The following is a 21,774-nucleotide window of genomic DNA, read 5'->3' on the forward strand; positions in this document are numbered from 1 at the left end:
GTATCACTGCGCTGGGTGGCACAACAGGCGGGTGTTTCGCCCGCCACGGTCTCGCGTGTCTCGCGGGGTTCGGCCACGGTCTCACCGGAGTTGCGCGAGAGGGTCCTGCGCATCATCGAGGAGTCCGGCTACCGCCCCAACCATCTGGGCCGCGCCCTTGCCGAGACCCGGCACGGAGCGCTCGGCCTGGTCTTCCCGGGCCTGTCGGGACCGTACTTCTCCGAGCTGCTCCAGGGTTTCGAGGAGGAGGTGCAGGAGTCGGGCGACAGCATGTTCCTGCTCGCCTCCCACTCCCACTCGGAGACCGACACGCGGGTGATCGATCTCGCCGGCCGCGTCGACGGCCTGGCCATCCTCGCCGGCACCGTGTCCGACGCGGCCCTCGAACAGGTGGCGCGCCAGGTGCGGCTGGTGGTGGTGTGCGCCCGGGAGCGGGGCGCGCACACGACGGTGACCATGGACAACACCACCTTCGGGGCGCTGGCCCGGCATCTGCTCGTCGAACACGGCTACCGCCGCCTCGCGTTCGTCGGCAATCCGGACGGCTCCCCCGATGTGACGTCCCGCTGGGAGGCGTTCCTCGGCGCGCACCAGGAGGCGGGGGTGGTTCCACCCGCCGAGCCCGTACGGGTCGGGCTCCAGCAGTCCGACGGGATCATCGCCGCCCAGCAGATCCTGGACGGCGGACAGCGGCCCGACGCGGTGATGTGCGCCAACGACGAGACCGCGCTGGGGCTGGTGCTCAGCGCGCTCGGCCGCGGCCTGCGCGTGCCCGACGACCTCGCGGTCACAGGATTCGACGACATGGATATGGCGGCCATGGTGCGGCCAGGACTGACCACGGTCCGTCAGCCCATCCGCGAACTCGCCACCACCACGGCCCGTCTCCTGGCCGACCGGGAGCCACGGGTCACCCGGCACATCACCCTGCCGACCCGGCTCGTCCTGCGCGAATCGTGCGGCTGCCGCCCGGCGGTCGCAGACCCCTTGGACACCTGAGCGCCGACCATCGGACAGCGGAACAGACGCGCGACACCTGCAGACGACGGAGGTATCTCAATGACGAGACGGCCACGCTTCACCACTGCGCTCATAGCAGGCCTGGCGAGTTCGAGCCTGCTGCTCGCAGGATGCACGGGCACCGAGGACACCGCCGACAGCGTCAACTCGGGCGGAATGATCAGCCACATCACGTACGCGGGCATCGGCGGCGGCAGCGCACCGCAGGCCAACTACAACCCGTTCCTCGACACTTCCAAGCTCGTGGCCACGAACTTTGTGTACGAGAGCCTCTACCAGATCGAGCAGAACAGCTGCAAAGAGGTCCCCTGGCTGGCGAAGTCGTACGACTGGCAGGACCCGAAGACCCTTGTCTTCACCCTCCGTCCGGGCGTGCAGTGGAACGACGGCAAGCCGCTGACCGCGGACGACGTCGCGTTCACCTTCAACATGATCAAGAAGTACGACGTCCTGGACACCAAGGCGGTGTGGCCGCTCCTGAAGTCGGTGAAGGCCACCGGTGACAACCAGGTCACCTTCTCCTTCAAGAAGCCCGGCGCCTCGGGCTTCACGACGATCAGCTCCATCCCGATCGTGCCCGAGCACATCTGGTCGAAGGTCAAGGACCCGACGAAGTTCACCAACGCCAAGAACCCGGTCGGCACCGGCCCGATGAAGGTCAAGTCGTTCAACCCCCAGCAGGTGGTGACCGAGCGCAACGCCCGCTACTGGCAGGCCGACAAGGTCAAGGTCAAGGAGGTCCGCTTCAAGGCCAACAACGGCTCTCCCGAGATCGAGCAGCTCAAGATGGGCCGCGGCGAGTACGACACCAACGGGATGTTCATCCCGGACGTCAAGAAGGCGTACGTCGACAAGGACCCGAAGCACCACCACTACTGGTACGCGCCGGGCATGGTGATGAGCGTCTACATGAACCTCACCGAGGCCCCCTTCGACGATGTCGCCTTCCGCCGCGCGCTCACGAGCGCCTTCGACCGCGACACCGTGGCGCGGAAGGCACAGCTCGGCTATGTGAAAACGGCCAGCCAGACCAGCCTCGTCCTGCCCGGCCAGCAGGACTGGCTGCCCAAGGGCATCAAGAACGACGGCCGCATCCCGTTCGATCCGAAGGCCGCCGACGAGGCGCTCACGAAGGCCGGTTACAAGAAGGACTCCCGGGGCCGGCGGCTCGGCAAGGACGGCAAGCCGATCTCGTTCAAGTTCAAGGCCCCCACGGCGTACACGGACTGGGTCGCGGCGGCCGAGATCCTCGTCAAGAACCTCAAAGCGCTCGGTCTCCAGGTCGAACTGGACCGCACGACGCCGGAGGCCCACGACGAGGACCGAGCCATGGGCCGCTACGACATGATGTTCGGCGCGCACGGCGGCGACTGCAACATGTCCAACGGCTTCGGCTACCCACTCGGCAGCGAGGGCACCGCCCCCATCGGGAAGCACGCCTTCAGCAACGAGGTCCGCTGGAAGGACCGGAAGACCGACGCGCTCCTCGCCGATCTGCGGTCCGCCACCACCAAGGCGGACCAGAAGAAGGCCGTCGCGGGCCTCAGCGCGATCATGACGGACGAGGTCCCGATGATCCCGATCTGGTACGGCGCCAAGTGGTTCCAGTACGACACCACGCGGGCCGTCGGCTGGCCGAACGCGAAGAACCCGTACGCCGCGGGCGGCGACAACCTCATCATCCTCACCCATCTGCGCCCGGCCAAGGACTGAGCCGGAATGACGTACTTCCTCCGCCGCGCCGGGTTCTTCCTGGCCACCCTCTGGGCCGCGGTGACCCTGAACTTCCTGATCCCCCGGCTCCAGCCGGGCGATCCGGCCCAGGCGCTCCTCACGCGTCTGGCGGGCAAGACCGGCGTGACCGACCCGACCCAGCTGGCGGCCGTCCGCAAGATGCTCGGCGCGCCCGACGGCAGTCTGCTCACGCAGTACTGGGACTACCTCGGGGCGCTCGCCCACGGGCAGTTCGGCATCTCGTACACCTACTATCCGTACAGCGTGGGCGACGTCGTCATGCAGGCCGTGCCCTGGACCCTGATCCTGGTCGGGGTCACCCAGATCCTGTCGTTCGTGGTCGGCACGCTCCTCGGGGCCTGGGCCGCCTATCGGCGCAACAGCCGGGTCGACACGGTGATCACGCTCGGTTCGACCTTCGTGGGCACCCTGCCGTTCTTCTGGATCGCGCTGCTCCTCGTGTTCGTCTTCGCCATCACCCTCAACTGGTTCCCCGAGGGCGGCGGTTACGGCGGCGGCAGCTCTCCGAGCTGGACCTGGTTGTTCTTCTCCGACGCGTTCCAGCACAGTGTCCTGCCCGCCGTCGCGCTGCTGGTCACCGGGCCGATCGGCTGGATCATCGGCATGCGCAACAACATGGTGCAGACCCTCGGCGAGGACTACGCGCGGCTCGCCCGCGCCAAGGGCCTGCCGCGCCGCCGGATCGCCCTGACCTACGGCGCGCGGATCGCGATCCTGCCGAATGTCACGGGCTTCGCCATCGCGCTCGGCGGCATCCTCGGCGGCACCGTGCTCGTGGAGAGCATCTTCAGCTACCCCGGGCTCGGGCGTCTCCTCCTCGAGGCAGTGAGCAACAAGGACTTCCCGCTGATGCAGGCGCTGTTCCTGTTCACCACCGTTGGCGTCCTGATCGCCAACTTCCTTGCCGACATGGCTTACGGGTTCCTGGATCCGCGGGTCCGCCGCACGGAGGCAGCCTGATGACCCTCGCCAACACCCCGAGCGCCGCGGCGGTGCCGAACGCCGGCGACACCGAGGGCGTGCAGCTCGCCGCGATCACCGCCGGCCGCTCCGCGCGGCTGCCCGGCTGGTTTCTCATCCTGTGGCGTAACGGCAAGTGCCGCGCCGGGCTGCTGCTGCTCACCGCCTTCGTCCTCGTCGCGGTCTTCGCCCCCGTCATCGCGCCGTACTCGCCGCGCACCGACAGCTTCGGCCTGTCCGAGGGGCCGACGGCCGCGCACTGGCTGGGCACCACCGCACGCGGTGAGGACGTGTTCTCGCAGGTGATCCACGGGGCCCGGACCTCACTGATCGTCGGCGTGGTCGCGGGCACCCTGTCCACCCTGATCGCGGTCGCCGTCGGGCTCACAGCCGGCTATCTGCAGGGCGCGGTCGACGAGGTCCTCTCGTTCTTCATCAACCTTGGTCTCGTCGTCCCTGTCCTCCCCCTGATGATCACCCTCGCGGCGTACGCGCCGGTCAAGGGCCTCTGGCTGATCATCGTCGTCATCACGGTCACCGGCTGGGCCTTCGGCGCCCGCGTCAAACGCGCCCAGATCGCCACCCTGCGCACCCGCGACTACGTGACGGCCGCCAAGTTCGCGGGCGACAGCACGCCACGCATCATCCTGTACGAGATCGCGCCCAACATGATCTCGCTGATCGTCGTGGACTTCATGGGAGCGTCGCTCGGCGCGATCGGTGCCGAGGCGGGCCTGTCGTTCCTGGGCCTCGGCGACCCGTCGACGACGAGCTGGGGAACGATGCTCAACCAGGCGAGCATGGGCGGCGCGATGACGACCGGCCAGTGGGCATGGCTGATCGCGCCGGGCCTGGCACTCGCCCTCCTCGTCACCTCGTTCTCGCTGATCAACTTCGGCGTCGACGCGCTGAGCAACCCGCACCTGAGGGAGGACTGAGATGGCCCTGCTCGAAGTCACCGATCTGACCGTGACCTACAGCCCGCGCGGCGCCGAAGCCGTACGGGCCGTCCACCGGGTCGGACTCGAGGTCGCCGAGGGCGAGTTCGTCGGCCTGCTCGGCGAGTCGGGCTGCGGCAAGTCGACCCTGGGCAACGCGATCCTGCGGCTCCTGGAGAAGCCCGCCGCGATCACCGGCGGCAGCATCGTCTTCGACGGCCACGACATCACACACGTCGGCGAGCACGAGCTGCGGGCGCGGCGCTGGGCCGACCTGTCGACCGTGTTCCAGTCGAGCATGAACTCGCTCAATCCGGTGATCACCGTGCGGGAGCAGTTCGCCGACACCTACGCCGCGCATCCCGAGGCGTCGGGCAGGGATGTCGATGTGGACGCGCGGGCCGGTGAACTCCTGGAGCTGGTCTCCCTCGACCGGGACGTGCTGCGGTGTTACCCGCACGAGCTGTCCGGCGGTATGAAGCAGCGCGTCGCCCTGGCTCTCGCGCTCGCCCTGCGGCCGAAGTTCGTGCTTCTCGACGAGCCGACGACCGGCCTGGACGTCGTCGTGCAGCGCGACATCCTCGACCGGCTGCGCGAGCTCCAGCGCACGCTCGGGTTCGCGGTCCTGTTCATCAGCCACGACCTCGGCACCGTCATGGAGATGGCCGACCGGGTGCTCGTCATGTACGCGGGCGAGATCGTCGAGAGTCGGCCGGCCGCCGACATGGTCGCCGAACAGCTTCACCCGTACAGCACCGGGCTCCTCGGTTCGTACGCCGACCCGCGCGACGAGGTCGTTCAGGTCGCCTTCATCCCCGGACGGCCGCCGAACCTGGCGCGCGAACACCAGGGCTGTCTCTTCGAGCCGCGCTGCCCGGTGGCCCTGGACGCCTGCCGCACCCGTCATCCGGAATTGCTGCCCGTCGAGCGCGGGGCGGCCCGGTGCCTCCTCGTCGAGGAGTCCGGGGGGTCGCGGCCCGCGAGTGCGCGCCCCGCCTCGGTGTTCTCCGCCGTCGGCGGCGCACGCAGCAGGGATGCGGCCGACACCGAGCCGGTGCTTGTCGTGGCGGGCGTCGGCAAGGAGTACCGCACCAGGCGCGGTTTTCGCACGACGACCGTACGGGCCGTGGACGACGTGTCGTTCGCGCTCCGGCCGGGGCGGGTCGGCGCACTCGTCGGGCAGAGCGGCTCGGGCAAGACCACCATCGCCCGGATGATCACAGGGGTGGAGCGGCCCACCAGCGGCACGATCCACTTCAAGGACGAGCGCGTGGACACCCTGGGCCGCCGGGCCCTGCGCCGCTACCGGCGCCACGTCCAGCTGGTGTTCCAGGACCCGTTCGCGGCGCTCAACCCCACCCGCACCATCGGCTACGCGCTGAGCCGACCGCTCCGCAACCACCTGGGCCTGAACGCCGAACAGGCCCGTACCCGCGCGGCCGAACTCCTGGAGACCGTCGGCCTCAGCCCGGCCGAGCAGTATCTCGACAAGCTGCCCGGCCAGCTGTCGGGCGGCCAGCGGCAGCGCGTCGTCATCGCCCGCGCCCTGGCACCGGAGCCCGACGTCCTCGTCGCGGACGAGCCGATCTCCATGCTCGACGTCTCCATCCGCGCGGAGATCGTCGAACTCCTCGACCAGCTCGTACGCGACCGCTCCATCGCCATGCTCTACATCACCCACGACCTGCTCAGCGCGCGGCTCCTCGCCGACGAGGTCCTGGTCCTGAATCAGGGAGCCCTGGTCGAACAGGGCCCCACCCTCGACGTGATCGGCCACGCCCGCGACCCGTACACCCGCAAGCTGCTCGCGGCCATCCCCCGCCCTGACGGGGCGCGCGCGGTCCCCTCCGGCACGTAACGGTCCTCTACGTCCCACGACAGCACTCCACTTATGGCACTTCCTCACGCCACAGCCCAGGAGGCATTCATGGCAACGAACAGCACCCTCGGCGAGCTCGTCACGCCCGCGCTGCGCGAACAGTACGAGAACGAGGGCTACTTCGTCCTCGAGAACGCCCTCAGCGAAGAACAGCTGGAGCTGCTGCGCGGCGGCGCGCAGTACTCCATCGACCGGCTCGACGCGGAGATGGACGCGGCCGGTGTCGACACGATCGGCATCAACCACCGCGGCAAGCGCTACTTCTCCAACATGATCTACCAGCACCGCCCCGAGCTGCGCACCTTCCTCTTCAGCGAGCTGACCGCGGAGATCTGCCGGGCCACGATCGGCGAGGAGGCGTATCTGTTCTGGGAGCAGTACGTCATCAAGGCAGGCGATCCGGACACCGCGTTCTCCTGGCACCAGGACTCCGGTTATGTGCACGAGGACCACGAGCCGTACGTGACGGTATGGATCGCGCTCGACGACGTGACCCTGGACAACGGCCCGGTGCATCTGTTGCCGTACTCGCGCTCGGGAGTGAAGTCGTATGTGAAGCACATCACCGATCCCGTCTCCAACGACCGTGTCTGCTACTTCGGTTCGGACCCTGGCATGCCGATGACGGCGCCGGCGGGTTCGATCGTGGTGTTCTCCAGCGTCGTGATGCACCGCAGCGGTCCGAACCTGACCGACCGCAACCGGCGGGTGTACATCGCGCAGTACTCGAAGGACGTCATCACGCTCAAGGACGCGCCGGACACCCCGCAGGGCGCCACCGACCGGTTCTTGTCGGACGGAAAGATCGTGGCGGAGATCTGAGGACCGGGAGACGGAAGGAGAGAGAAGAGGAATCCGGTGACCGAAGGCGTACGGCGTCCGACACCCCGTCCCATCTACGAGCACCCCACAGTCGTCCGGCAGCAGGATGCGGTACGGCATCTGTGGGGCGACGAGGACGGTTCGGGGCATGTCAGCGACCGGGTGTACGTGTCGTCGAGCGATCTGCACGTCCTGCAGTTCACGCTTCCGCCGCGCGGACGGTATGTGCATTCGGCGATGAACCCGACGGTGTTCGCGGCCGATGTGGCGTACACCGTCCTGGAGGGCGAACTGATCCTGATCGACCCGGAGCACGGCGAGGTCCGCCCGCTGGCCGTCGGTGACATCGGTTTCTTCCGGCGTGACACCTGGACGCACGCGGTCAATCCACGCCACGAGCCGGTACGGGTACTGGAGTTCTTCTCGCCGCCGCCGTCGCACGACACGGCGTCGCCGTATGCGCGAAGTCAACCGCTGCTCGGCGAGACGCGGTACCGGGACACGCGCTGGAGCGGCCGATGGCCGGCGGCGCGCGCCGACCGGGAGGCGGCCTCGCGCATCCACGTCGTACGGGAGGACGGTCATCTGCACTGGCTGCCGGAGGACGACGGCGGGCATCTGGCGGGGACGGCGGTGGACACCGAGTATCTGACGGTCACGCGTGGGCGGTTGACGCCGGGCCACCGCGGCCAGGAGCACGTCACGGCCGACGAGACCGTCCTGTACGTCACCGAGGGCACCGTCCATCTGCATCTGCCCGGCTTCGCCGGCCCGGCGTGGCACCGCGTCGAGCCGCACGACGCCGCGTACCTGCCGGCGGGCACCCGGTACCAGCTGATGGACTTCGACGGCGGGGGCGCGGCGTACTGGGCCGGTGCCGGGCGTGTTCCCGAAGGCTGGCGGCCATGAGGACAGCGAGTGGCGCCGGTGCGCGGGTGGTGGTTGCCCTCGACATCGGCGGCACCACCCTGTCCGGCGGGCTCGTGGCGGAGGACGGCGCGGTGCTGTGCACGGGCGAGCGTGCTGCGGTGCGGGACGGCGGCTGCGATCCGGGGCTGCGCGGCACGGTGGCGCTGGCGCGTGAACTGACTGTCCGGGCAGAGGACATGGGCGCGGAAGTCGTGGGGATCGGCGCCGGGTTCCCCGAGTACGTGTCGGGGGCCGGCGCTCTGACCAGCCGTGAGGTCATCGGCTGGTCAGAGCAGCCGGCCGGTCTCCTCGCCCCGCTGGTGCCCGGACGGCCGGTGGTCGTCGAGTCGGACGTGCGCTGCGGCGCGCTCGCGGAGGCGCGGACCGGCAGCGGCCGGGGGCTCGGTTCGTTCTTGTACGTGTCTCTGGGCACGGGCCTGTCCGCCGCGTTCGTGCAGGACGGACGCGTGTGGGCGGGGCAGCGCGGAGAGGCGCTGGGCCTTGGCACGTGGCCGGTGCACGGCGGTCTGCCGCCGGACCTGGAGGGTTACGCCTCGGGGTCCGGGATCGCCGCGCGCTACTCGGCGGTCACCGGATCGGCGGTGACCGGAGCCCGCATGGTGGTGGCGCGCGCGGAGGCCGGTGACGCCGCGGCATTCGACGTACTCGGCACGGCCGGAGGCGCCCTCGGCACGGCACTTGCCTGGGCGGTGGCACTGCTCGACCCCGCCGCGATCGTCGTCGGCGGCGGACTCGGCACCGCCGGCGGACTGCTCGACGAGTCGATCCGGTCCGCCTACGCCGCACACGCCCGGCGCCGGGGCCGGCCGCCGGTCCGCCTCGCGGAACACGGCGCCCTCTCCGGGCTCTCCGGCGCGGCCCTCGCCGCCTGGGAACACCCGGCCTGCGCCCGGGAAGCACACCGCATCGCCTGACATCACGGCGTGTTTCCCGCTCTTCTCTTCCGCCGCCCTGCCACGCGGCCCTCACGACTTCCCTGGAGGTACCCCCATGCCCGGACCGCACGAAAACAAGATCAAAGAACTCCTCGGCAGGATGACGCCCGAAGAGAAGCTGGGCCAGCTCCAGCAGCTGTCATGGAACGGGGACACCGGGCCTGGCGGCGGCCAGACCGATCACGCGGAGGCCTCGGCACGCGCCGGGCTGCTCGGGTCGGTCCTCAACATCCACGGCGCTGCGCACACCAACGCGCTGCAGCGCATCGCCGTTGAGGAGTCCCGGCTCGGCATCCCGCTCCTCTTCGGCCTCGACGTGATCCACGGCTACTGGACGACATTCCCGATCCCGCTGGCGCAGGCCGCGAGCTTCGACCCGGAGACAGCGCGGCGCGACGCCGAGGTGTCGGCGAAGGAGGCCCGCTCGCAGGGCGTGCGCTGGACGTTCTCCCCGATGATGGATGTCACCCACGAGCCGCGCTGGGGCCGTATCGCCGAGGGCTGCGGCGAGGACCCCTATCTGACGTCCGCCTTCGCGGCCGCCAAGGTGCGCGGCTACCAGGGCCCGGCGGACGGCGGCGAGCTGGCCGACGACGGCCGGATCGCGGCCTGCGCCAAGCACTTCGTGGCGTACGGAGGGGCGGAGGGCGGCCGCGACTACAACACGGTCGACGTGTCCGAGCAGCGGCTCCGCAACCTCTATCTGCCGCCGTTCCGGGCGGCCGTGGAGGCCGGGGTGGCCACCGTGATGGCCGCGTTCAACACGGTCTCGGGCGTCCCGGCGCACGGCAATCCGCACACCATGAACGACGTCCTGAAGACCGAGTGGGGCTTCGACGGCTTCATCGTCAGCGACTACACAGGCGTCGAGGAACTCATCGCCCACGGCTACGCGGAGGACGGCGCGGACGCGGCACGCCTCGCCCTGAACGCGGGTCTGGACATGGAGATGGTCTCCACCCATGTCGTCGACCACGGCACAGAACTTCTCGCACAGGGCCGCATCACGATGGACCGGGTGGACGACGCGGTGGCGCGCATCCTTCAACTGAAGTTCGCACTCGGCCTGTTCGAGAACCCCTACGCCGACGAGTCCGCGGAGATCACGGAGCCGGCGCGTGAGGCGCGGGCGGCGTCGCGGGCCGTGGCCGCGCGCTCGATGGTGCTCCTGAAGAACGAAGGGGAGCTTCTCCCGCTCAGCCCCACGGGTACGGGCTCGGTCGCCGTGGTCGGCCCGCTCGCCGACTCGGCTGACATGCACGGCACGTGGGGCGGTCCGGGCGCGTACCGGTTTCCGTCGGTGAGCGTGCTGGACGGCGTACGGGCGGCGGCCCCGGACCGTACGGTCACGTACTCGGGCGGGGGCATCGACGAGGCGGTGGCCGCCGCCTCGGCCTCGGACCTCACAGTGATCGTGGTCGGCGAGGAGTCCCGGCTGAGTGGCGAGGCCTGCTCCCGCAGCGACATCCGACTCCCGGCCGGCCAGGAGGAACTCATCGAGGCCGTCGCCGCGACCGGAAAGCCGTACGCCGTGGTCCTGTTCAACGGACGGCCCCTCGCCCTCGGCGCCTGGCTGGACACGGCGCCGGCTGTCCTCGAGGCATGGCACCCCGGCATCGAGGCGGGCCACGCGGTGGCCGACGTGCTCTTCGGCCAGGTGAACCCTGGCGGCAAGCTCCCGGTGACCTTCCCGCGCTCGGTGGGTCAGGTCCCGATCTACTACAACTACGAGAACACCGGCCGCCCCTACGATCCAGAGACACCGGACGAGCACTTCCGCTCCCGCTACCTGGACCTTCCTCAGGGCCCGCGTCTTCCCTTCGGACACGGCCTGAGCTACACGTCCTTCACCGTCTCCGAGCCCCGCCTGAGCCAGGAGACCATCAGCGCGACCGCTCTCCTGGACGACGGCGCGACGGTCGAGGTCACGGTCACCCTCACCAACACCGGCGTCCGCATCGGCGACGAGGTCGTCCAGCTGTACGTCCACGACGTCGCGGCGAGCATCACCCAGCCGGTCCGCAAACTGCGCGGCTTCGAACGCGTCACCCTCGCCCCCGGCGACTCCACCACGGTCACCTTCCACGTCGGCACCGACGACCTGGGTTTCTGGACGAACGACCAGGCCGGAACCTTCACCGTCGAACCCGGCCGTTTCGACCTCTACACCGGCACGAGTTCGGAAACGGAGAGCCGGGGCACGCTGCGAGTGGTGCCGGACTGACGCCTCGACGGGGTGGTGGCCCTCCCGGGGCCACCACCGCGTCCCGTGTCCTGGCTGACCGGTTACCGCCGACTCAACCACCGCTGCGAACGACACCCCCGCAACCACCTCGCCTTCCTCAGCTTCGCCGCAGCCCTGTGCTGCCACAGACGCCTCACCACATAGGAAACGGTCTCAGCGCCGGGCCAGCGCCAGCACGCTCAGGCCGAACATCAGGACGCCCAGGGGGAGATGGACCGACGGGACGTGCGCGATGCCGAGCACGACCTGGACCGAGGCGAGTGCGAGGAAACCTGACGCGTGCCAGATCGGCCGGGGCGAGCCGCCACCCCGCTTCCACGCCAGCACCGCCGCGAGCACGTACAGCATCGACGCCCCGTACATCACACGGGCTCCGACACTGTGCAGTGTTTCTCCGTACGACGCGGTCAGCAGCAGTCCGGCGGAGACCGCCTGAAGAAGGATGGTCAGAGTCTGCAGCGCGATCGCGATCTGCAGGAACGAGGAGCTGCGCCGTGCATTCGCCGTCGTCGTCGGCTTCACCTCAGTGGCCATGTCACAGTCCCCTTTTCCGCCCTCGGGCAGTAGATCGATAAGGTCTCACCAGCCCGACGACGCGGGCCTGCGAAAGGTAAGGCGAGGGGACGGCCGGAAGCATGGGGACTGTCGGGGCCGGCACGGATGAGGTAGCCGGCGAGCGGCGCCAACTGATCAATGTCGCCTACCGGTTGCTCGGTTCGGTGACCGAGGCCGAGGACGCCGTGCAGGATGCCTACGCACGCTGGTACGGGCTGACGCGAAGCCGGCAGGAGGAGATCCTGTCCCCCGGCGCCTGGCTGACGACGGTGACCGGCCGCATCTGCCTGGACCTGCTCGGCTCGGCGCGGGCCCGCCGTGAACGCTATGTCGGCGCATGGCTGCCCGAACCGCTGCCCGACCGCACCGAGTGGGACCACGCGGGCGGCGCCGACCCCACCGGCGCCGCAGATCCCGCCGACCAGATCGTCCTGGACGAGTCGGTGTCCATGGCCTTCCTCGTCGTCCTGGAGTCAATGACGCCCGCCGAGCGGGTGGCGTTCGTCCTGCACGACGTCTTCCGGTACCCGTTCGCCGAGATCGCCGACGTTCTCGGCCGGACCCCCGCGGCCTGCAAGCAGTTGGCGGCCTCCGCTCGGCGCCGGGTGAGCGTCGCGCGCGTTCCGGTGACGGCGACCGGCCAGGCTGACGTGGTGAAGCACGTCAAAGAGGCATGGGAGACCAAGGACATCGCAGCCCTCGTCGGCCTCCTCAACCCGGCCGCCGTGATGACCGCCGACGGCGGCGGCATGGTCGGCACCGTCCTGCGCCCGGTCGAGGGCGGCGCACGCATCGCGCAGTACATGGTCGCCATTGCCGACAAGGCTCCGGGGCTCGAACTCCTGGAGCGGTCGGTCAACGGCGTGCCGGGCCTGGTGGCCCAACGTGCCGGCGTCGTCATGACCGTAGCCTCGTTCGACGTCTCCGACGGGCGCGTCACCCGGATCTGGGCGATCCGCAACCCGGAGAAGCTGCGGCCGTGGTGCGCGGAGGGCTAGCCCACGGCTCGACTCCGTGGTGATGCCGGCGATCAGTGTGCTCCTGCTCGTCGCGTAACCGCTCGTCACGCCGCTTGGGCCGGGTGTCGCGTCCAACATCCGGGCCGGCTGACAGCTGTGTCCGTGGCGCGGTGTTTCCCTGTCCAGGCAATCCCGTCAGACATACCGGTCACAGGGTCGGACCGACTCTCGCGTCAAGGCGTACGACTCTCCGCCCAGCCAGATCCGGTCCTCGTGGTCCACGTGGCAGCCGTGCTGTTTGGGCAGGCCCCGGAGGTACGCGACGGCGGTGGCGGTGAGGCGGACCCGGCGGTTGCCGAGGCGGGTGACGCCGCCGGGTTCGGCGAGTGCGGTGAGCCGGGCAGCGTGGCCGCGGGGCAGGTCGGCGGTGTAGGTGGCGTTGGAACCCGCGGCCAGTTCCATGGCATGCAGGACATCGCCGAAGTGGGCGTGGTCGAGGACCGCGCGCACGGCCGACTCGGCACTGGACAGGCCGGATTCGACCTGGTCGCAGGCGAAGATCCGGCCGGGGCGTGCCCGGGCGTAGGCGAACCAGGTTCCCGCGCGGGACGGGAGGACGTAACCGATCGGGTATCCCCCAGGAAGCCCGTCGTGCAGGCATACGTACGTGATATCGGCGGCGTCGCTGCGCTCCTGAGTGAGGTGGAGCCCGCGCTGCTTCAGCAAGGCTGTGAGGGGGCGATCGGCAACCGTCACTTTCGTGTTCCTTCCGCAGGTCGGGGCGGCGGCCGTTCCCCCTTCGCCGGCCGCCGCACTCACACACGCTCGCGGAAGACGCTGCAATACCCATGAAATCTTGATGATGTGTGTGGTGGGGCGGAGGCTTCGGGTTGGGCGCGGGATCTCGGCAGTGGCTGCGACTCGCGGTGCTCGGGCCGGTTCGGGCCTGGCGCAACGGTGCGCAGCTGCCCCTCGGACCGGTCCGACAGCAGGCGGTGTTGGCCGCACTCGCGCTGCGCAGACCCTGACCGTCCTGAGCGCCGCAGCGCAGGCCGATTCAGCGCACGCCACGGCCCTCGACTTCGGCAACGCCGCCCCGATCGCCCATCGCGAAACCGGCCACCGCCTCGGCGAAGCCCGCGCCTTGGCCGCCCTCGCACACGCGCGGCGCAAGACCGACGGCGCTGCCGCTCAACTCCTGCGGCAGAAGGCGTCGGCAATCTGCGCGTCCGTGGGAGTACCGGCGCAGGCGTGCCAGGACCTGGACTGATGACTTGGGCGTGAGCCCGCTGCCCTTGGGGCTGTGTGGGGCCATGGTGGTGGGGTGAGGGGTGGTTGGACAGGTCTGTGTGCGTGTGACGCTGGGTCGGGTCCGGCACGCGAGGGTGGCAGGCTGTCCGTGCGCGGCAGCCGCGGCACCTCGGGGTCGAGATCGGAGTGAGTGATGAAGGCAGTTCGTTTCAGTCGGTTCGGGGGGCCGGAAGTTCTTGAGCTGGTGGATCTGCCTGATCCGCATCCGGGTCCGGGCGAGGTCCGGATCGCGGTGCGCGCAGCCGGCGTCAACGCGAGCGACTGGAAGAAGCGCAAGGGCCTGATGGATGAGGAGCTTCCGCAGACTCTGGGCTATGAGGCGGCGGGCGTCGTCGACGAGCTCGGCGAGGGCGTTGCGGACGTGGCCGTCGGCGACACCGTGTTCGGCTTCTCCACCGAGGGGGCGGCTCAGGCCGAGCTGGCAGTGCTGTCCTACTACGCGCCGATCCCGCCGTCGCTCGACTTCCCAGGCGCTGCCGCGCTCCCGGCCGCCGGCGAGACGGCCATGCGCGCGATCGACCAACTCGGCGTGGTCAGCGGCAGCACGTTGCTCATCAACGGCGCCTCCGGAAGTGTCGGCAGCGCCGCGGTTCAGTTCGCCGTGGCGCGCGGTGCGCGTGTGATCGGCACCGCGAGTCCGGCGAACCATGAGTACCTACGTTCGCTGGGTGCCGAGCCCGTCGCCTACGGCGATGGCCTCGCCGAGCGGGTTCGTGCAATGGCCCCCGACGGCGTCGACCTCGCGCTGGATGTGGCCGGGAGCGGCGTCCTGCCCGAGCTCATCGGGCTCGCGGGCGGCCCGGACCACGTAGTGACGATCGCCGACTTCACCGGCGCGCAGGAGTACGGTGTGACGTTCAGCCGGGGGGACACAGGCCGCGCGGTCCATGTGCTCAGCGAGATCGGCGAGTTGATCGAGTCCGGGCGCTTCTCCCTCCCGGTCGTGCAGACCTTCCCGCTCGCCGAGATCGCCAAGGCGCACCGGGTCAGCGAGGACGGTCGCCCCCGCGGGAAGCTGGTGCTCGTGATCGGCCCCCCGACACGCGGCTCCCGGTAATTCGGATCTTGCCGGGGCGCGCGGCGACCGCGGGGCTGCATGAGCGGTGGGCTGACGGTCCGTCAATGCGACCGTACGGGGTGATCGTCGCAGCCATCCGTATGCAGTTCCTCGCTGGGCGAGCGGTGCCGTGTGATGCGGTCTGCGCCTCGCCCGCCTGCCACCGCTCGAAACGACGGTGCGGCGGTGCGGCGGTGCTCATGCTGGGCACCGCCGCCGATGTGCGTGGTCTGGCGCGCCGCCGGTCCGAACTGTTATGACCGTCAGCAGATCCGCGGAAGCTGCTCGCCGATCGGCAGGTCGACGACGCGTGTGCCGCCCAGGCCCGTGCGGGCGACCACCATGCCCGGATGCTCTTCCACGGCCTCGCCGATCACTCGCGCGTTCGCGCCCAGGGGATGTGCCCGCATCGCGCCGAGTACGGCGTCCGCGTGTTCGCGGGGGACGAACGCCACTAGTTTGCCCTCGTTGGCCACGTAGAGGGGGTCGAGGCCCAGGATCGCGCACGCGTTGGCCACAGCCGGCGGGACAGGCACGTCACCTTCCTGGATGACGACTCCGGCGCCGGCGGCCACCGCGATCTCGTTGAGCGCGGCGGCCAGACCGCCACGGGTGGGGTCACGCAGCACGTGGAGGTCCTGTGTCACCGCGAGCATGGCGTCCACCAGGCCGCCCAGCGCAGCGCAGTCGCTCTCGATCTCGACACCGAATTCCAGGCCCTCACGCACGCTCATGATCGCCACGCCGTGAACGCCGATGTCACCGCTGACGATGACGACGTCGCCCGGGACCACACGCTGGGGGCGGATGTCCACGCCTGACGGGATGAGCCCGATCCCGGCGGTGTTGATGAACACCCCGTCTCCGTGACCGCTTTCGACGACCTTCGTGTCACCGGTCACCACCTCGACTCCGGCGCGCCGTGCGGCCGCACCGAGGGTCTCGGCGACCCGAGCCACCACGGACATCTCGACGCCCTCTTCCAGGATGAAGCCGCAGGAGAGGTAGGCGGCCCGTGCGCCGCTCATGGCGAGGTCGTTGACGGTGCCGTTGACCGCGAGGTCGCCGATGCTGCCGCCCGGGAAGAACAGGGGCCGCACCACGTAGGAATCGGTGGAGAACGCCATCCGGACACCGCCGAGCGAGACGGCGGCGGAGTCGCCGAGCTGCGACAGGGTCTCCCCGCCGAAGGCGGGCGCGAAGATGTGCTGCACCAGCTCGGCGGACAGGGCCCCTCCCCCACCGTGTCCCATCACCACCCTCGGATGATCACGCAACGCGACCGGGCAGGTCCATGCGGTCGGGTCCACGGCTGTCAGTTGGGTGGTCTCAGGCAACGGGGCTCGCCTCCAGCGGCGCGGTGGTGATGTCGAGGCGTCGGTACAGGTAGTAGGCGGCACACGCGCCCTCACTCGAGACCATCGTCGCTCCGAGTGGATTGCGCGGTGTGCAGGTGGTGCCGAATGCGGCGCACTCGTTCGGCTTCAACAACCCCTGCAGAACCTCGCCGCTGCGGCACTCCGCGGGCTCACGGGTGTCGATGTCACCGACCGAGAACCGGTGCTCGGCGTCGAAGTCCCGGTATCGGGAGGAGAGCCGCCATCCGCTGTCCGGGATGACGCCGATGCCTCGCCAGGCCCGGTCGGTGCCCTCGAAGACGTCTGCCAGCATGGCCTGGGCCGCAGGATTTCCCTCGGGCCGGACGGCGCGCGGATAAGCGTTGTCGACCGTGTGTTCACCCCGCTCCAGTTGCAGCACGGTCCGGCGCACGCCTTCCAGAATGTCCAGCGGTTCGAAGCCGGTGACCACGATCGGAACGCGATAGCGGTCCGCGAGTTCGGGGTACTCGCCGACACCCATCACGCTGCACACGTGTCCGGCGGCGAGGAATCCCTGGACCCGGCAGTTCGGAGACTCCATGATCGCCTCGATCGCCGGCGGGACACGCACGTGGGACACCAGGAGACTGAAGTTCCTGATGCCCAGCTTGCGTGCCTGATAGACCGTCATGGCGTTGGGCGGGGCCGTCGTTTCGAAGCCGATCCCGAAGAACACCACTTCCCGGTCGGGGTTCTGCTGCGCGATGTGCAGAGCGTCCAGCGGCGAGTACACGACGCGCACGTCGCCGCCCTCGCCGCGCACCTGGAAGAGGTCACGGCCGGTGCCCGGCACCCGGAGCATGTCGCCGAAGGAGCAGAAGATCACTCCCGGCCGGGAGGCGATCTCGAGGGCCTTGTCGATGACCTCGAGCGGGGTGACGCACACGGGACACCCCGGCCCGTGGATCAACTCCACCTGGTCCGGAAGAAGTTGATCGATCCCATGCCGGATGATCGTGTGCGTCTGTCCGCCGCACACCTCCATGAGGGCCCATGGCCTGGTCACCACTGAGTGGATGTCGTCGAGCAGACGCCGTGCCAGGTCCGGGTCCTGGAACTCGTCGAGGTACTTCACTGTTGCGCCTCCTGGGGAACGTCCTTGTCGTCGGCCCACCGAGGTCCGCCCGCTTCTGCCGCAAGCTCCCACGGGTCGCCGAACTCCTCCTGGAGCAGGCCGAGATTCGCGAAGAGCTCCAGCGTCTGCTTGGCCGATTCCTCGTCCAGTTTCTGGAGCGCGAATCCCACGTGGACGATGGCGTATTCGCCCACCTGAAGGTCCGGCAGGTACTCCAGGCACACCTCTTTGACCACTCCGCCGAAGTCGACGGTGGCCATGCGGGTGCCGTCGCGATCCTCGATTTCCGTCACTCTCCCGGGTACCGCCAGGCACATGGGGGCTCTCCTCACTGTGGTGGTCCGATCCGGCTTGCCGACTGCTGTGTCATCCGGCGGTTGCACGCCCCGCGATCATCAACTGACCGAGGGCCAGCCCTCCGTCGTTCGGCGGCACTTCGCCGGCACGCAGCACTCTGAATCCGTCCTCCCCGAGCCCTCGGGCGCAGGCCGAGGAGAGCAGGACATTGGCGAACACGCCGCCGGTCAGGACGACGGTGGCCGTGCCGTGTCGGTCGCGCGCCACCGCACACATCCGCCGCACGAGATCTGCCACTCCGGCATGGAAGCGGGCAGCGATGACCGCCGGCTCCGCGCCCGCGCGAACGTCATCGACCACGGCTCTCACCACAGGTCCAGGGTCGGCAGTCATCGGCTCCGAGGTGTCCGGACTCAGCGCGAACCGGTATCCGGCGCCGTCCCCGTCCACGGCCCCCCTCAGTGCGGCCGCCTCCAGTTCGATGGCTGCCTGTGCCTCGTATCCCACCTGGTGGCACACGCCTGCCAGAGAAGAGACGGCGTCGAAGAGCCGTCCCATGCTCGACGTCGGCACACAGTTCAGTCTCCGCTCCAACTGGCGTGCCAGTACCCGCCGTTCGTCATGCGGGCAGGCGATCACACTGGGCAGGTCGTCCGTCCACGCGATGCCCGCTTGCCGGAGCTGCGCGAGCGCCATACGGTACGGGCGGCTCACGGCAGCGTCGCCGCCGGGCAGCGGGACGTACGCGAGATGCCCCAGACGCCGGTACGTGTCGTAGTCCGCGAGCAGGATTTCGCCGCCCCACACCGCGCCGTCGTCCCCGTATCCCGTGCCGTCGAATGCGACGCCGATGACCGGCCGGCTGCCGTCGAGGCCGTGCTCGGCCATGACCGCGGCGACATGGGCGTGATGGTGCTGCACGCGGACGACCGGGCGGTTGTTCGCGTGCCGTTGGGCCCACTGTCCGGATCGGTAGCCGGGGTGCCGGTCCGCCGCCAGCAGTCCGGGCTGCACACCTGTGATCGACTCCAACTGCCGTTCTGCGCGCGCGAAGGCGTGCTGGGTCCGAAGGTCGTCCATGTCTCCGATGTGCGCGGACAGCCAGGCCTTCCGGCCTTCGCCGAGGCAGAACGTGTTCTTGAGGTCTCCCCCTACGGCGAGCGAGCCCCTGAGGGATACCGGCAGGGAGACGGGCAGCGGGGCGTAGCCGCGAGCGCGGCGTACTGTCATCCGTTCCCCGTCGCACACGCGCAGTACGGAGTCGTCGCAGGGCACGTGGATGGGGCGGTCGTGGGTGAGCCAGGCGTCGGCCAGAGAGGCAAGCCGCTCAAGCGCCTCGGCGTCATCGGTGACGATCGGCTCACCGGCCACGTTGCCGCTGGTCATGACCAGCGCGCGCGGCCCGTCCGGGTCCCCGGGCAGGCCGAGCAGCAGGTGGTGCACGGGGGTGTACGGAAGCATGACTCCCAGGTCGGGACTGCCCGGTGCCACCGCGTCCGAGAGTCCGCATGTCTCTGACGGAACGTCAATTCGACGTCTCAGCAGGACGATCGGCCGGACGCCACCGGTGAGCAAGGTCCGCTCGGGGGGACTGATGTGCACGAGGTGCTCGATGTCGGCGAGGCTTTTCACCATCACCGCGAACGGCTTGTCGCCCCGTCCCTTGCGGCTGCGCAGCGCGGACACCGCCTGGGAGTTCCCGGCGTCGCAGGCGAGGTGGTAGCCGCCGATGCCCTTGACGGCGAGGATGGCACCGGCGGTGAGGAGCGCGCGTGCCTCGTGGACCGGGTCGACATCGGTAGCGGGTCGGGGCGACGCGTATACAAGGCTCAGGCGCGGGCCGCAGGCACGGCAGGAGACGGGCTGGGCGTGGAATCGGCGGTCTCCCGGGTCCGTGTACTCGCGTGCGCAGTCGGCACACATCGGGAAGCCGGCCATGGTGGTGTGCGCCCGGTCGTACGGGAGTCCGGTGACAATGGTGAAGCGCGGCCCGCAGTGTGTACACGTGATGAACGGGTGACGGTGCCGACGATCACCAGGGTCGGTCATTTCGGCGAGGCACGCAGCGCACGTTGCCGTGTCCGGGGAGACGAGTGTGCGCGACGATCCCTGCGACCGCGAGGCGACGATGGCGAATCCGCTGCCGCCTGTGAGGGGGACCTGCTCGTGCTCCACGGACTCCACCAGGGCCAGCGGCGGGGCCTGTTGAGCGATCCGGTCACAGAACCGTGCGACGGCGGAGTGATCTCCCTCGACCTCGGCGACGACACCGTCTTCGGTGTTCGTCACGTGCCCTGCCAGCTCCAGTGACGTGGCCAGGGTGTACAGGAACGGACGGAACCCGACGCCCTGTACGACACCTCGTACGGTGACGCGACGGCGCTGAAACACCTGGGCGACGGCCGGGCCGGGCTGAAGTGTGCTCACGGGAGAGGCCGCGTCATGACGACATCGTCCAGGTCGTGGTGGTGATGGTGCTCGTGCGGCTGTCCGGCCATGACCGGTGCGTGGACGGCCCCGCCGTCCGCGACGGCGAGGGCACGATCGAGCAATTCACCCACGCCACCGCCCCGTCGGGCCGAGGTCAGGACCACCTCCACGCCGGGATTGACCTGCTCGACGTTCGCGCGGAAGGCCTCCTCGTCGAACTCGACGGCTTCGGCGATGTCGGCCTTGGTGACCACCACCAGGTGCGCGAGACCGAAGGCGGTGGGGTACTTCAGCGGCTTGTCCTCGCCTTCGGTGACCGACGCGAGGACGACTCGCAGGTCCTCCCCGAGGTCGTAGGAGGCCGGGCAGACCAGGTTTCCGACGTTCTCCACGAACAGCAGACGGGTGGCCGCGGGCAGCCAGCCTTCCAAGTGGCGCCCGAGCATCGAGGCTTCGAGATGGCACAGCCCGTCGGTCAGTACCTGCTTGACCGGCACTCCGGACCGGGCCAGACGTCTGGCGTCGTTCTCCGTGGCGAGGTCGGCGGTCAACGCGGCGGTCGGCACTCCGCGCTCACGCGCGTGCAGGAGCTCGCGCTCCAACAGGGCTGTCTTCCCGCTCCCCGGGCTGGACAGCAGATTGATCATCGTGATGCCGCGGCCCGCGAGTTCGGCCCGTAGAGCGTGCGCGGTCGCGTCGTTCTTGGCGAGCACCGCCTGGTGCAAGTCAACGGTTCGGCACATGACTCAGCGCTCCTCGGAGATCGGTTCACAGGTTCGTTGACGGGCGGCCGGCTCTTCCTCCCACCGCACGCTGACGATCTGCAGTTCTCGGCCCGACAGCAGTTCGGGCGTCGGCTCACCGCAGCGCGGACAGCAAAGTCGTGGCGGCATGCCCACCGCCCATTCGTCGGCACAAGGTGAGCAGCGTGCCCGGCCGGGCACGGACTCGGTGACAAGCTCGGCCCCCTCGAGGAGGGTTTCGGCGCAGGCGAGTTCGAAGCAGAAGGACAGCGCGTCCGGGACGACGCCGGCGAGCTCCCCCACCTGTAGTCGCACCGAAGTGACCGAGGTGACCTCGCCGTTCAGTTCCGCCGCCTCTTGCACCTGGCCGACAACAGCCATGGCGATGGACATCTCGTGCATCGGTCTCCGTCCTGGCAGAGGCCGGTCGTTGGGCGGCCATTGCGCTCGGCTCCATTACAGAGGGCTCACCGCCGTGCGACCT

General features: G+C 69.6%; 20 protein-coding genes and 1 pseudogene. 12 read left to right on the forward strand and 9 right to left on the reverse strand.

The genetic code is table 11. The features are described 5' to 3' along the window. The first annotated feature begins 15 nt into the window (after positions 1–15). The 10 genes and pseudogenes from ACWFR4_RS30905 to ACWFR4_RS30950 form a co-directional block, all read left to right on the forward strand. A complete protein-coding gene (locus ACWFR4_RS30905; RefSeq protein WP_453655503.1) occupies positions 16–999 on the forward strand; it encodes a LacI family DNA-binding transcriptional regulator in 984 nt (327 codons plus the stop codon). Positions 1,000–1,059: 60 nt separating this feature from the next. Continuing rightward, positions 1,060–2,733, forward strand: a complete 1,674-nt coding sequence (locus tag ACWFR4_RS30910) for an ABC transporter substrate-binding protein (protein WP_453655504.1) — start codon at positions 1,060–1,062, stop codon at positions 2,731–2,733. A 6-nt stretch (positions 2,734–2,739) separates the two neighbouring features. Next, the gene (locus ACWFR4_RS30915) at positions 2,740–3,735 is read left to right on the forward strand and encodes an ABC transporter permease (RefSeq protein ID WP_453655505.1); all 996 of its coding nucleotides are present in this window, start codon (positions 2,740–2,742) and stop codon (positions 3,733–3,735) included. Further along, positions 3,735–4,673, forward strand: a complete 939-nt coding sequence (locus ACWFR4_RS30920; RefSeq protein WP_453655506.1) for an ABC transporter permease — start codon at positions 3,735–3,737, stop codon at positions 4,671–4,673. The genes ACWFR4_RS30915 and ACWFR4_RS30920 overlap by 1 nt, the downstream gene beginning before the upstream one ends. A gap of 1 nt (position 4,674) precedes the next feature. Further along, positions 4,675–6,531 (forward strand): ABC transporter ATP-binding protein, encoded by a 1,857-nt coding sequence (locus ACWFR4_RS30925; RefSeq protein ID WP_453655507.1) that lies wholly within the window; start codon positions 4,675–4,677, stop codon positions 6,529–6,531. A 69-nt stretch (positions 6,532–6,600) separates the two neighbouring features. Further along, positions 6,601–7,374 carry a phytanoyl-CoA dioxygenase family protein gene (locus tag ACWFR4_RS30930; protein ID WP_453655508.1) on the forward strand — a complete coding sequence of 258 codons (774 nt, stop codon included), beginning with the start codon at positions 6,601–6,603 and terminating at the stop codon, positions 7,372–7,374. 36 nt (positions 7,375–7,410) lie between these two features. Beyond that, positions 7,411–8,283, forward strand: a complete 873-nt coding sequence (locus ACWFR4_RS30935; RefSeq protein ID WP_453655509.1) for a hypothetical protein — start codon at positions 7,411–7,413, stop codon at positions 8,281–8,283. Further along, positions 8,280–9,218, forward strand: a complete 939-nt coding sequence (locus ACWFR4_RS30940) for an ROK family protein (RefSeq protein ID WP_453655510.1) — start codon at positions 8,280–8,282, stop codon at positions 9,216–9,218. The genes ACWFR4_RS30935 and ACWFR4_RS30940 overlap by 4 nt, the downstream gene beginning before the upstream one ends. A gap of 76 nt (positions 9,219–9,294) precedes the next feature. Continuing rightward, positions 9,295–11,463, forward strand: coding sequence for a glycoside hydrolase family 3 N-terminal domain-containing protein (locus ACWFR4_RS30945; protein ID WP_453655511.1), 2,169 nt, complete (start codon positions 9,295–9,297; stop codon positions 11,461–11,463). 39 nt (positions 11,464–11,502) lie between these two features. After that, a pseudogene (locus tag ACWFR4_RS30950) lies at positions 11,503–11,628 on the forward strand (IS5/IS1182 family transposase); the annotation flags it as partial. Between the two features lie 9 nt (positions 11,629–11,637). On the opposite strand, the gene ACWFR4_RS30955 reads toward ACWFR4_RS30950, so the two are convergent. Further along, positions 11,638–12,018 carry a hypothetical protein gene (locus tag ACWFR4_RS30955; RefSeq protein WP_453469583.1) on the reverse strand — a complete coding sequence of 127 codons (381 nt, stop codon included), beginning with the start codon at positions 12,016–12,018 and terminating at the stop codon, positions 11,638–11,640. 101 nt (positions 12,019–12,119) lie between these two features. Here ACWFR4_RS30955 and sigJ point away from each other — a divergent pair, with 101 nt between their 5' ends. After that, positions 12,120–13,037 (forward strand): RNA polymerase sigma factor SigJ, encoded by a 918-nt coding sequence (gene sigJ / locus ACWFR4_RS30960; protein ID WP_453655512.1) that lies wholly within the window; start codon positions 12,120–12,122, stop codon positions 13,035–13,037. A gap of 156 nt (positions 13,038–13,193) precedes the next feature. Here sigJ and ACWFR4_RS30965 read toward each other — a convergent pair whose 3' ends face one another. Both ACWFR4_RS30965 and ACWFR4_RS30970 read right to left on the reverse strand, forming a co-directional pair. After that, positions 13,194–13,754, reverse strand: coding sequence for a hypothetical protein (locus ACWFR4_RS30965; protein WP_453469869.1), 561 nt, complete (start codon positions 13,752–13,754; stop codon positions 13,194–13,196). 301 nt (positions 13,755–14,055) lie between these two features. Beyond that, a complete protein-coding gene (locus ACWFR4_RS30970) occupies positions 14,056–14,313 on the reverse strand; it encodes a hypothetical protein (protein ID WP_453655513.1) in 258 nt (85 codons plus the stop codon). Positions 14,314–14,442: 129 nt separating this feature from the next. Between ACWFR4_RS30970 and ACWFR4_RS30975 the strand changes: the two genes are divergently transcribed. Next, positions 14,443–15,366 carry an NADP-dependent oxidoreductase gene (locus ACWFR4_RS30975; protein ID WP_453655514.1) on the forward strand — a complete coding sequence of 308 codons (924 nt, stop codon included), beginning with the start codon at positions 14,443–14,445 and terminating at the stop codon, positions 15,364–15,366. A gap of 263 nt (positions 15,367–15,629) precedes the next feature. Here ACWFR4_RS30975 and hypE read toward each other — a convergent pair whose 3' ends face one another. From hypE to ACWFR4_RS31005, 6 genes are read right to left on the reverse strand one after another with little or no spacing between them, the layout of a single operon-like run. Then, on the reverse strand, positions 15,630–16,703 hold the full coding sequence (gene hypE, locus ACWFR4_RS30980) for a hydrogenase expression/formation protein HypE (RefSeq protein WP_453655515.1): 1,074 nt from the start codon (positions 16,701–16,703) through the stop codon (positions 15,630–15,632). Beyond that, positions 16,696–17,820 carry a hydrogenase formation protein HypD gene (gene hypD, locus ACWFR4_RS30985; RefSeq protein WP_453655516.1) on the reverse strand — a complete coding sequence of 375 codons (1,125 nt, stop codon included), beginning with the start codon at positions 17,818–17,820 and terminating at the stop codon, positions 16,696–16,698. The genes hypE and hypD overlap by 8 nt, the downstream gene beginning before the upstream one ends. Continuing rightward, positions 17,817–18,137, reverse strand: a complete 321-nt coding sequence (locus tag ACWFR4_RS30990; RefSeq protein ID WP_453470017.1) for a HypC/HybG/HupF family hydrogenase formation chaperone — start codon at positions 18,135–18,137, stop codon at positions 17,817–17,819. Before ACWFR4_RS30990 ends, hypD begins: the two co-directional genes overlap by 4 nt. A 49-nt stretch (positions 18,138–18,186) precedes the next feature. Continuing rightward, positions 18,187–20,544: a carbamoyltransferase HypF gene (gene hypF / locus ACWFR4_RS30995; RefSeq protein ID WP_453655517.1), complete on the reverse strand. Its 2,358-nt coding sequence runs from the start codon at positions 20,542–20,544 to the stop codon at positions 18,187–18,189. Beyond that, on the reverse strand, positions 20,541–21,290 hold the full coding sequence (gene hypB, locus ACWFR4_RS31000; protein ID WP_453655518.1) for a hydrogenase nickel incorporation protein HypB: 750 nt from the start codon (positions 21,288–21,290) through the stop codon (positions 20,541–20,543). The genes hypF and hypB overlap by 4 nt, the downstream gene beginning before the upstream one ends. Before the next feature lie 3 nt (positions 21,291–21,293). Beyond that, positions 21,294–21,692: a hydrogenase maturation nickel metallochaperone HypA/HybF gene (locus ACWFR4_RS31005; RefSeq protein WP_453655519.1), complete on the reverse strand. Its 399-nt coding sequence runs from the start codon at positions 21,690–21,692 to the stop codon at positions 21,294–21,296. Positions 21,693–21,774: the final 82 nt, after the last annotated feature.

The sequence above is a fragment of the Streptomyces sp. NPDC055140 genome (assembly GCF_053607285.1).

Coding starts and splice junctions, on each gene's coding strand:
- ACWFR4_RS30910 (WP_453655504.1), top strand. CDS start 1,060: ATGACGAGACGGCCACGCTTCACCACTGCGCTCATAGCAGGCCTGGCG.
- ACWFR4_RS30915 (WP_453655505.1), top strand. CDS start 2,740: ATGACGTACTTCCTCCGCCGCGCCGGGTTCTTCCTGGCCACCCTCTGG.
- ACWFR4_RS30920 (WP_453655506.1), top strand. CDS start 3,735: ATGACCCTCGCCAACACCCCGAGCGCCGCGGCGGTGCCGAACGCCGGC.
- ACWFR4_RS30925 (WP_453655507.1), top strand. CDS start 4,675: ATGGCCCTGCTCGAAGTCACCGATCTGACCGTGACCTACAGCCCGCGC.
- ACWFR4_RS30930 (WP_453655508.1), top strand. CDS start 6,601: ATGGCAACGAACAGCACCCTCGGCGAGCTCGTCACGCCCGCGCTGCGC.
- ACWFR4_RS30940 (WP_453655510.1), top strand. CDS start 8,280: ATGAGGACAGCGAGTGGCGCCGGTGCGCGGGTGGTGGTTGCCCTCGAC.
- ACWFR4_RS30945 (WP_453655511.1), top strand. CDS start 9,295: ATGCCCGGACCGCACGAAAACAAGATCAAAGAACTCCTCGGCAGGATG.
- ACWFR4_RS30955 (WP_453469583.1), bottom strand. CDS start 12,018: ATGGCCACTGAGGTGAAGCCGACGACGACGGCGAATGCACGGCGCAGC.
- sigJ (WP_453655512.1), top strand. CDS start 12,120: ATGGGGACTGTCGGGGCCGGCACGGATGAGGTAGCCGGCGAGCGGCGC.
- ACWFR4_RS30970 (WP_453655513.1), bottom strand. CDS start 14,313: ATGGCCCCACACAGCCCCAAGGGCAGCGGGCTCACGCCCAAGTCATCA.
- ACWFR4_RS30975 (WP_453655514.1), top strand. CDS start 14,443: ATGAAGGCAGTTCGTTTCAGTCGGTTCGGGGGGCCGGAAGTTCTTGAG.
- ACWFR4_RS30990 (WP_453470017.1), bottom strand. CDS start 18,137: ATGTGCCTGGCGGTACCCGGGAGAGTGACGGAAATCGAGGATCGCGAC.
- hypB (WP_453655518.1), bottom strand. CDS start 21,290: ATGTGCCGAACCGTTGACTTGCACCAGGCGGTGCTCGCCAAGAACGAC.
- ACWFR4_RS31005 (WP_453655519.1), bottom strand. CDS start 21,692: ATGCACGAGATGTCCATCGCCATGGCTGTTGTCGGCCAGGTGCAAGAG.